This is a genomic window from Chthoniobacter sp., from assembly GCF_040003245.1.
Classification (GTDB): domain Bacteria; phylum Verrucomicrobiota; class Verrucomicrobiia; order Chthoniobacterales; family Chthoniobacteraceae; genus Chthoniobacter.
In genome coordinates this window covers 1-9,847 of the sequence record NZ_JBDUCX010000247.1, presented here as the reverse complement: position 1 = coordinate 9,847, position 9,847 = coordinate 1, and the positions used below count along the sequence as shown (strand labels likewise).

Below are 9,847 nucleotides of genomic sequence, written 5' to 3'. Positions count from 1 at the left end.
GCCTGGTTTTTTTCGATTGAGACGCCACGGACGACGACGTTTTCCATATTCTTGGACTCCTCTTTGACGATGGTTCCCGGATTGTTGTTAAAGCTGCTGCGCACCTCGAAGATGACGCCAAATTTTTTCGCGAATTCCACCGAGCGCGACTGCATGACCTTCGAGCCGCTGGACGCCATCTCGAGCATCTCCTCGTAGCTGATCTCATCGAGCTTGCGCGCGCTGGGCACGATGCGCGGGTCGCAGGTATAGACGCCATCCACGTCGGTGTAGATCTGGCAGATGTCCGCCTTGATCGCCGCGGCGATGGCGATGGCGGTGAGATCGCTGCCGCCGCGCCCGAGCGTGGTGATGCGGCCATCGGTCGTCTCGCCCTGGAAGCCGGCGACGATGACGATGTTGCCGTTCTTGAGGTGCGCGTGGATTTGCTTCGGCGTGATGTTGGCGATCTTCGCCTTGGTGTGCACGCCATCGGTGATGATGCCCGCTTGCGCGCCGGTGAGCGACACGCCCTTTTTGCCGAGGCTGTTGATGGCCATCGCGGTGAGCGCGATCGTCGTCTGCTCGCCCGTGGAAAGGAGCACATCCATCTCGCGTTCCGTCGGGTTGCCAGAAACTTGCTTGGCCAGCTTGATCAGCCCATCGGTCACGCCGCTCATCGCGGAGACGACGACGACAACATCATGCCCCGCCTCCTGCGTGGCGATGACGCGCTTGGCGACATTGAGGATGCGTTCGGGATTGCCGACGGACGTGCCGCCGTATTTCTGGACGATGAGACTCATCGGAAAAGGGCTGGGAAATTGGCGGTCTGAAAGTGGGTTGTCAATCGCCGAGGTTTAGCGCTTTTCGATGCCCAGCGGAGCCCAGCCGACCTTGAGCTTGCGATCGTCCTGCACGGCGCGGAAAAGAAACGCGCCATCCGCCTGCGCCACGACGTGGCATTCAATGGGTGAACCGGGCTCGATCCCGCGCACGATAAAGGCCCCCAGCGGCTGGGCGTCGAGGCTGCCGCCGCTCTCGCCCTGCTGGAGCGAGACGCGCGTCTCGGCGCCGGCGGCCTTCCAGGGGAACGACGCCGTGGCCGGCACTTTCGCGCCCGCGGGGAGCACGATGCCGCCTTCTTCGCCGTCGATGGTGAGCAGGACCGGCCGTTGCAGGAAACCGGCCTGGTGCACTTCGAGTTGCACGCCGCAGCCGGTGAGTTCACCCGACCATGCCTCGATCGTCTGGACCACGGCGGCCTTGAAATCCGCGGGCACTTCGCCCGTGACCGCGTCGCGCAGGACGCGGATCGCATCTTCCGTGAGGCCGGTCTGCTGCAAGACCTGCGCGTAATTCCAGTTGAGCCGCTTGGTGAATTTGCCGCTGTCCACGATCGGCTTGATGACGCTGACCAGCTTTTGAAAATCGCGCGCCTCACCGAGTGCCGCCGTGAAGTGCAACAGCACGTCCTCGACTTCCGGCGCCAGCTCGTAGGCCTTCTCGGCCCACTTCACCGCGGGCTTCACGTCCGCGCGCTTGCGGGCGACATTGCTGGCCAAGATATAGGCCATCCACGATTTGCGCTCCTCGCCGAAGCGCGCGAGGGCCGCTTCCTTGGCCGGGTCGTGCTCCTCGGCATTCAGGCCGAAGCGAATGCCCAGCGGCGCCTGCGCATTGGGGTCGATCTCCAGCACCCGGTCCAGCGCCTTGGCCTCGGTCGCGGAATCGCCCAGCGCGTTGCACACTTGCGCGAGATAGAAGAAGCCGCGCGGATCCTCGGGTTGCTGCACGGTGAATGGCTCGATAGTCGCGCGCGCCTCCTCCAACTTGTTCTGCGTTCGATAGGCCATGGTCAGCGCGATCACGGCGCGGGCGTCGTCCGGCTTCAAGGTCTGCGCGCGCTGGAGCGCGGCGAGGCCGGCCTCGGGGGCGAATCCTTCGCGGAGCAGTTGCTCGCCGTAGTTCAGGAGTTGATCGGGATCGTTGATCAACGACTGCACCTGCCGCATGGCCATCTGGTTGAAGGTCGGCAGATCCATGTAGAAGGCGGACTCCGGGTCATCGGCCTTGCGCAGCAGCTTCACGAGCTCGCGCATTTGCACGAGACCATCCAGCGCCGTGCGGTCCTGCGGGGAGACGGCCAGTGCATTCTTGAAAGCGGCGACGGCCTTCTCGCGCTCGCCCCGCGTGGCTTCCACCACGCCGATGCTGTTCCAGATCGCCACGCCGCGCGGCGACTTCTCCGCCGCCTGCTCGAAAAGTTCCACCGCACCCTCGTCGTCGCCTTCCAGCCGCGCCAGCGAGCCGCGGTGATAAAGCGCGAACGCCGTGTCCGGAAACTGCTCGTCGAATTGCTCGAGCAACTCATAGGCGCGCACGATCTCGGAGTTCTGCACGGCTTCGCCAAAATCATCGAGATGCTCCGAGGCCTTGAGAAATTTGCTCCACGGCTCCGGGGCGTCCGCGCCCATCGCCTCGATGGCGTCGAGCAGGTGGTTCATCTCGAAGGGGTCACTATTGGCCAGCGCCGGGTCGATACCGGCCGGCCAGGGGATGCGATTGGGCAAACCGAAGAACTCCAGTTCCCAGGAGGTCGATTCAATCCAGCGATAAGGGGCGTCGGTCATGATGGGATTCACGATAGGTAAAAGGGGGGCGCAGCATCGCGGGCCGGGCGGATGGTGTCAACCTGAGGGGAGGTTACGTTTCAGGTTTCTGGTTTTCCCCTAAGGTTGGAGTGTCAGAAAAAAATCTCGCACCTTAAATCACCTTAAGTGGGCTTAAGGCACCTTAAATGGGGAGGTTGGAGCCCGGTTCGACCAAAGGTCCGGCATGAAAAAATTGCAGGCACGATTAGACACGATCCGGCACGATTGACTGCGACTGTCGGTGAGCGTCGCCACCCCTTGTGAGCACGCTGCATGTGACGTTTCGATCCGCTCGATTGGGTGCGATTTACTCAGATGGAAAAACTGGTTCAAGTGAAATGCCGGTTGGGATCCGCGCCAAGCACGCCAGGGACGCCAAGGACTGGGGATGAGCACCGATTGCCTGGCATCCCTGGCGCCCATGGCCTGCTGCGTGGGTTGGAAGAATTAAAAAATCCGGCACGATTAGGTGCGATTGGGTGCGATTTACTCTGCTTGGAGGGGAGACGCCGTCCTGGCACGCCAAGACATGGCGACGCTGCTGCCGGACAGGCCGGCAGTGAGAAATTCCCAAGAATGGTCGTTCCACGTTGTGAAGCATTGTGTGATGCAATTTGTCTCTCCTCTCCCAAGCCAGCCCCAACTAACCTCCCACCTCTCCTCCACCCGCAACTACAGTCTGGCACCCTGTGGGCCTGCTGTCAAGTGAACCCCTCCCCCTTGGAATAAGCGGCACTACTTCTTTTGCCAACGGTCGGCTTGCTCCAGGACGCCGCGCGGGGCGTCGCCGTTCAGCCAGGCTTTCGCGGCCTTGTCGTCCTTCAGGTAGGCGTCCCAAAAGGCCGTGCTGAGGGCGAGGATGGCGCGGTGGTGATTCGGGTTGCGGGGCTCGCGATCACCGGGGAGGGCGCGGTCGGAAAAGGCGGAGTGTTCGGCCTTGTCGAGCACGACCTCGTACTTGTCGCCCGGCGGCAGGGCCGGGAAGACGGCCTCGCGCGACTCCACCGTCGCCGTGCCGACGAAGGCCACGTCCTTCGTGCCGGTCATGAGCATCCAGGGGATCGTCACGGCGCCGAAAGCGGTTTGGGCATCGCCGATCGTGGGCGCATTTGGGCTGAACATGACCGCCGCGCGGATGCGCGGATCGGTGAAGCGCTTCCCGATCTCGCCGGGAAAAGTCTGCCCACTTACACCCTGCGTGGTCTGCGCGCCAAAGGAATGGCCGGACATGCCGATGTGGCTCAAGTCGAGGCGTCCCGCCAGCGGATGCCCGGATTCCTTGTTCCAGAGGGCGAGTTGGTCGAGCACCACCGGCACATCCTGCACGCGCAAGACGAGATTTTGTGCGGACGCGGCCTTTTTCAGCGCGGCCATGCGCTCCGCAGCGGCGACGTCCTGCCACACCGCATTGTCGCTGCCCGCATGCTGGAGGAAGACGCCCACATACCCACGCCCCGCCCAGTGCTCGCCAAGGTACGGGTTGTTTTCGCGCGAGCCGCCGAGGCCGTGACTGAAGATTACCACCGGCGCGGGTGCGGATGCCGCAGGCAGGTAGACACGGATCGGAATGTCCCGGTTGCGCGCGGCATCGTGGACGGTGAGATCGAGGGGTGCAGCCGCGGGCTTGGCCAGCACGGCCAGCGGATCATAACTCGCCGCTTTCGCCGCCATGGCCGCACAGGCGAAGGTGAGGATGCAGAGACTCCGATGGAAAATGGATGCGGCTTTCATGCGTTTCAGGGAGACGGCATGACTGGGCTGTTGGTTACAGCCCTCGAATCACTCTCAGAGATTGTAAAATAATTACCGCTCGCTTCATGGTGTCATTCTGAGCGGAGTGTGACGCAGTCGAAGAACCCCGTCGCTCTACCAAAGATCATCGCTGGTTATTCGACGGGGTCCTTCGACTTCGCTCAGGATGACTCCCGAGGAGAAAGCTGCTACCGCAGGAGCCGCACGGAGGCGTCCTTCAGTGCTTCGAACACGATGGGCCAGGACGCTGCCGGCGAGAATCGGTCGGCAGCGCGCAAGAGCAGATCGCCATCCGCAGGGGTGGCGGTGAGCCAGAGGACACCGTCGAGCACCTGGATCTCGCGGACTCCGTCGCTCCGGTCGACGCGGTACACTTCGCCTCGCGCGAGCTGGAGCGACATGGGGCGCGCATTGGTCACGTTTGCGGCCGCCGAGATTCCCGAGCCGAAGGCCGGGAGAGGGTGCGCGACGCGAGCAGCCATGGAGTCGAGGGGACGACGGAGGGATGATCCAGGAGCGGGCAGGGTTTTCATAACAGGCATAGTTTGCGCCCGGTCGATGCGTTGCGACAGATGCAGCCAAGGAGATAGCGGGCTTGTACAGTTGCCAACTGTACAGCTCGAAACGCCGCTCATCTGTATCTGTGCAAATGTGATTTCCGGCGTATGCTGCTCTCATGAACGCCCTCGGAAACTCGGTGGCCGATCCCCTGTATCAGCAGCTCGCGGATACCCTTGAAGAAATGATCCAGCACCGTTCGCTGCGGCCGGGCGATCGCATGCCGTCGCTGCGGCAGTTCAGCCGGCAGCGGCGGGTGAGCGTGCCGACCGCGCTGCAGGCTTATGCGATGCTGGAAGATCGCGGGCTGCTGGAAGCGCGGCCGAAATCGGGGTTTTACGTGCGGGCCAGCCGGGCGGATGCGGTGCGCCCGCCGAGCTCCGGCTCGCCTTTGCCGCGCGTCACAGACTACTCGAAGCTCGATCCGCTGCAGGCCATTCTCGCCTCGCAGAACGCGCCGGACTTGATTCCGCTGGGGGTGGCGCTGCCCGATCCGAAAATCCTGCCGCAAGCCCGGATGGCCCGCGAGTTGAGCGCGGCGGCGCGGCGCCACAGCGTGCAGTGTTCCACCTACGACGTGCCGCCGGGTTGTGCGGCGCTGCGCGGCGAACTGGCGCGGCGCTCGCTCGACTGGGGATGCGCGCTCAACCCGGAGGATTTCATCCTCACCAATGGCTGCACGGAAGCGCTGTCGCTGGCGCTGCACGCCGTGTGCCAGCCGGGGGATACCGTGGCGGTCGAATCGCCCACCTATTTTGGCCTGGCCGCTTTGTTGCAGGAACTCGGGCTGAAGGCGCTGCCCATTCCGGTGGATGCCGAGCGCGGTGTGAATCTCGACGTGCTCGAACAGGCGCTGCGCAAGACGCGCGTGGCGGCTTGCGCGTTCATCGCCAGTTTTCATAACCCCGTCGGCTCCTGCATGTCGGACGAAGACAAGCGCCGGCTCTGCACCCTGCTGGCGCGGCACTCCATTCCCTTGATCGAGGACGACATCTACGGCGACCTGCAGCACACCGGCCCGCGCCCACGCTGCCTGCGCGCTTTCGATGACAACGTGATCCTGTGCAGCTCGTTTTCCAAGACACTGGCGCCGGGGCTGCGGCTCGGTTACATCGCGCCGGGGGCGCGCTGGAAGGACCGTGTGATGCGCCTCAAGCAAACGACGACGCTGGCGAATGTGGGCCTGCCTTCCTTTGCCCTCGCGGCGTATCTCCGCGAAGGCGGCTACGAACGTTACCTGCGCAAGGTGCGCGGCATTTACCGGCAGCAGGTCAATCATATGCGCGAACTGCTGGCCCACGCACTGCCGGAAGGCATCGCCCTGTCGCGGCCGCGGGGAGGTTTCGTGCTGTGGTGTGAATTGCCCCCGCAACTCGATGCGGTGCAGCTTTCGCGGAGCGCGCAGCGGGTAGGCATCAGCATCGCGCCCGGTCCGCTGTTTTCGCCGCGCGGCGAGTTTGCCAATTTCATGCGGATCAATTGCGGCTATCGCATCGACGCGAAGATCGAAGGCGCGGTGATGACGCTGGGCAAGCTGGCGAAGGATCTTTTGCGGCGGAAAGGGTGACGGTCGACGGGCGACTGGGCGAAAATCCGGATTCCATCCGTCTCATTACACGATTAATAGAGCGGTCACTTCCCGCACTCCATGAGCTTACCGGTATTCCGTTACCATCCCGACCCGCTCGCCACCGGCAGCATCAAGCCTTCCAATGCCGACTGTATTTGTTGCGGACAGGCGCGTGACTATATCTACACGAGCCACACTTATTGCCCTGAAGAAGTAAACAACGCACTGTGCCCTTGGTGTATTGCCGACGGCTCTGCGGCTGAGCGATTCGACGCGTTATTTTCCGACGACCATCCCCTCGTCCAAGCGGGTGTTCCCGAAGCAGTGGTTGAAGAGGTCACTCGCCGCACGCCCGGTTTTACGTCATGGCAGCAGGATGAGTGGCTGTGCTGCTGCGGCGATGCTTGTGAATTTCACGGCGATCCGAGCCGGGCACATCTGGCAGCACTCACAGGGCCTCCACTCGAACAACTTCTCACTCGATTACGTTGGACACGTGAGCAATGGGTCAAATTTCTCGGGTTCTACCAACCCAAAGGAAGCCCATCGGTTTATCACTTCATTTGCCGTCATTGCCGACAACCCAAGTATGGTCTCGATTTTGACTGATGAATGACGGCCGGAGTTCGAGAGTCGACTGCTTCAACCCTTTCAGGGTTGGGCCGCTTTTTTTAGAACACCCAAGGTAGCTCGTGCCTCGCAACCCTGGGCTGGATGATGAAACGCCTTTGGCGTTTTCCACCGCGAGTGCCAAAGGAACGATAGTCTCTGCCTGCGGACACTTACCCCGCGATCAACCGCAGGATCTCGCTCTTTTCCGCCTTGGCGGGGATGACGCTGCCGCATTGTTCGCGGGCGATGTCGGGGTCCTTGAGGCCGTGGCCGGTGACGGTGCAGACGATGCGCGCGCCCTCGGGGATGTGCGGGATCGGGCAGGTCGGGATCGGGTTTTCGAGGCTCTTGAAGAGGCCGGCGATGCTGGCGGCGCTGGCGGGCTCGACGAAGATGCCTTCGTGCGAGGCCAGCCATTGCTGGGCGGCGAGGATCTCGGCGTCGGTGACGATGTCGATGCACCCTCCGCTGTCGGTGACGGCGGCGCTGGCCAGCTTCCAGCTCGCGGGGTTGCCGATGCGGATGGCGGTGGCGATGGTCTCGGGTTTCTCGATGATCTTGTTGTAGAAAATGGGGGCGCTGCCAGCGGCCTGGAAGCCGCACATGCGGGGGCGCTTGGTGGCCTTGCCGAGCTGGTGGAATTCCGTGTAGCCCATCCAATAGGCGCTGATGTTGCCGGCGTTGCCGACGGGCAGGATGTGGATGTCGGGCGCGTCGCCGAGGACGTCGATGATCTCGAAGGACGCGGTCTTCTGGCCCTGGAGGCGGTAGGGATTGATGGAATTGACGATGGCGATGGGCTCGGTCTCGCCGATCTCGCGGACGAGGTTGAGGGCGTCGTCGAAATTGCCGTCGATGGCCACGACCTTGGCGCCGTACATGAAGGCCTGGGCGAGCTTGCCGAAGGCGATCTTGCCCGCGGGGAGGAGGACGATGCAGGCGATGCTGGCGCGGGCGGCGTAGGCGGCGGCGGCGGCGCTGGTGTTGCCGGTGCTGGCGCAGATGACGGCCTTGGCGCCGTCTTCCACGGCTTTCGAGAGGGCCATGGTCATGCCGCGGTCCTTGAAGGAGCCGGTGGGATTGAGGCCCTCGTACTTGATGAAGACTTCGCTGCCGCGGCCGACGCGGGCACTGAGCTTCGGCGAATGGATCAGCGGGGTGCTGCCTTCGTTGAGGGAGATGAACGGCGTGGCGTCGGTGACGGGGAGATACTCGCGCCACCGGGCCATCACGCCGCGGTCATGGAGCGTGCGGGCGATCATGCAAAATTTTCCACGCGGATCATGCGCGGGGTTTTCTTTACGCACTCCAGCGCGCCGATCTTCTCGAGCGCGGTGTTCATCTGGCCGTGGGTGGCCTTGTGCAGGACGAGGATGAGCGGGACGGCGGCGCCCTCGTCGCCCTCGGGCTGGAAGATGGAGGAGATGCCGATGTTCAAGCTGCCGAGAATGCCGGCGACCTGGGCGATGACGCCGGGGCGGTCTTCGACGGTGAGGCGCAGGTAGTATTCGGAGACGATGTCATCGATCGGCGTGCAAGTGCCGTAGAGGCCGTGCGGCATGAAGCCGTAGTTGCTGCGCGGCGCTTGCAGGGCGGCGGCGGCTTCGGCGAGGTCGGCGATGACGGAACTGGAAGTGGGATCCTGCCCGGCGCCGCGGCCGTAGAAGAGCGTGTCGCCGACGATATCACCGTGGACGGCCAGGGCGTTGAAGACGCCGTTGACGCTGGCGAGCACGTGCTTCTCCGGGATGAGCGTGGGATGCACGCGCACCTCGATCTCGCCCTTCGCGTCGGCCTTGATGATGCCGAGCAGCTTGATGGAGTAGCCGAGCTTTTTGGCGAAGCAGATGTCGTTGGCGGTAATTTGCTCGACGCCCTCAACGAAGATCTTGTCGGTCGGCACCCAGAAACCGTAAGCGAGCGAGGCGAGGATGACGGCCTTGTGCGCGGCGTCCCAGCCGTCGACGTCGAGCGTCGGGTCGGCCTCGGCGTAACCGGCCTCCTGTGCCTCGACGAGCGCCTCGGCGAAACCGAGCCCGCTCTCGACCATGCGCGTGAGAATGTAGTTGCTCGTCCCGTTGATGATCCCGTGAATCGACTGGATGTGATTGCCGATGAAAGCCTCGCGGATCGACTTGATGATCGGGATGCCACCAGCGACCGCCGCCTCAAAAAAAACCGGCACCTTATGCTTCGTCGCGGCCTCGAAAATCTCGCGGCCGTGCTCGGCGAGGAGCGCCTTGTTGCCGGTGACCACGATCTTGCCGCGCTCGATGGCGCCGAGCATGAAGCGCAGGCTTTCTTCCTTCTGCCCCATGAGCTCGACCACGATCTGGATCGACGGATCGTCGAGCAAATCCTGCCACTGGGTGGTGATGAGTTCCGGGGGCACGGCGACGCCGCGATCCTTCTTGGGATCGCGCAGGGCGATTTTTTTGACGTCGAGCTCGAAACCGAGCCGTTCCCGGAGCAGGGCGCGATTCTGCGTCAGGTGTTTGAAGACACCTGCGCCGACATTGCCCATACCAGCGAGTCCAATGGCGAAGTGCTGCATGCGAAAGGGCGCGGAATATCGCCGCGCGGGGAATCGGTGTAAAGTCGGAAGGCGAAGAAGAAATGGAACCGCGGAGACGCAGAGGCGCGGAGAAGAAAGAGAGGCTTCTCACTGAGCAGACTGCATTTTCCTCTGCGCCTCGGCGCCTCGGCGGTTTCCAAAAACTTA

8 protein-coding genes are annotated in these 9,847 nt (G+C 63.2%); 2 read left to right on the top strand and 6 right to left on the bottom strand.

Going from position 1 to position 9,847, the window contains the following annotated elements:
* The 4 genes from ABJF10_RS25345 to ABJF10_RS25330 all read right to left on the bottom strand — a co-directional run.
* The coding region (locus tag ABJF10_RS25345; RefSeq protein WP_348547414.1) for an aspartate kinase at positions 1-785 on the bottom strand (785 nt) is incomplete at its 3' end.
* A 54-nt stretch (positions 786-839) separates the two neighbouring features.
* Complete coding sequence (locus ABJF10_RS25340; protein ID WP_348547413.1) at positions 840-2,612, bottom strand: tetratricopeptide repeat protein; 1,773 nt, start codon at positions 2,610-2,612, stop codon at positions 840-842.
* A 756-nt stretch (positions 2,613-3,368) separates the two neighbouring features.
* Positions 3,369-4,364 (bottom strand): dienelactone hydrolase, encoded by a 996-nt coding sequence (locus ABJF10_RS25335; protein ID WP_348547412.1) that lies wholly within the window; start codon positions 4,362-4,364, stop codon positions 3,369-3,371.
* A gap of 209 nt (positions 4,365-4,573) precedes the next feature.
* The gene (locus ABJF10_RS25330; RefSeq protein ID WP_348547411.1) at positions 4,574-4,918 is read right to left on the bottom strand and encodes a hypothetical protein; all 345 of its coding nucleotides are present in this window, start codon (positions 4,916-4,918) and stop codon (positions 4,574-4,576) included.
* Between the two features lie 143 nt (positions 4,919-5,061).
* Between ABJF10_RS25330 and ABJF10_RS25325 the strand changes: the two genes are divergently transcribed.
* Positions 5,062-6,510 (top strand): PLP-dependent aminotransferase family protein, encoded by a 1,449-nt coding sequence (locus tag ABJF10_RS25325; protein WP_348547410.1) that lies wholly within the window; start codon positions 5,062-5,064, stop codon positions 6,508-6,510.
* Between the two features lie 81 nt (positions 6,511-6,591).
* Complete coding sequence (locus ABJF10_RS25320; protein ID WP_348547409.1) at positions 6,592-7,122, top strand: CbrC family protein; 531 nt, start codon at positions 6,592-6,594, stop codon at positions 7,120-7,122.
* A 173-nt stretch (positions 7,123-7,295) separates the two neighbouring features.
* On the opposite strand, the gene thrC is transcribed toward ABJF10_RS25320, so the two are convergent.
* Complete coding sequence (thrC, locus tag ABJF10_RS25315) at positions 7,296-8,387, bottom strand: threonine synthase (RefSeq protein ID WP_348547408.1); 1,092 nt, start codon at positions 8,385-8,387, stop codon at positions 7,296-7,298.
* The gene (locus ABJF10_RS25310) at positions 8,384-9,679 is read right to left on the bottom strand and encodes a homoserine dehydrogenase (protein WP_348547407.1); all 1,296 of its coding nucleotides are present in this window, start codon (positions 9,677-9,679) and stop codon (positions 8,384-8,386) included. The genes thrC and ABJF10_RS25310 overlap by 4 nt, the downstream gene beginning before the upstream one ends.
* Positions 9,680-9,847 lie beyond the last annotated feature (168 nt).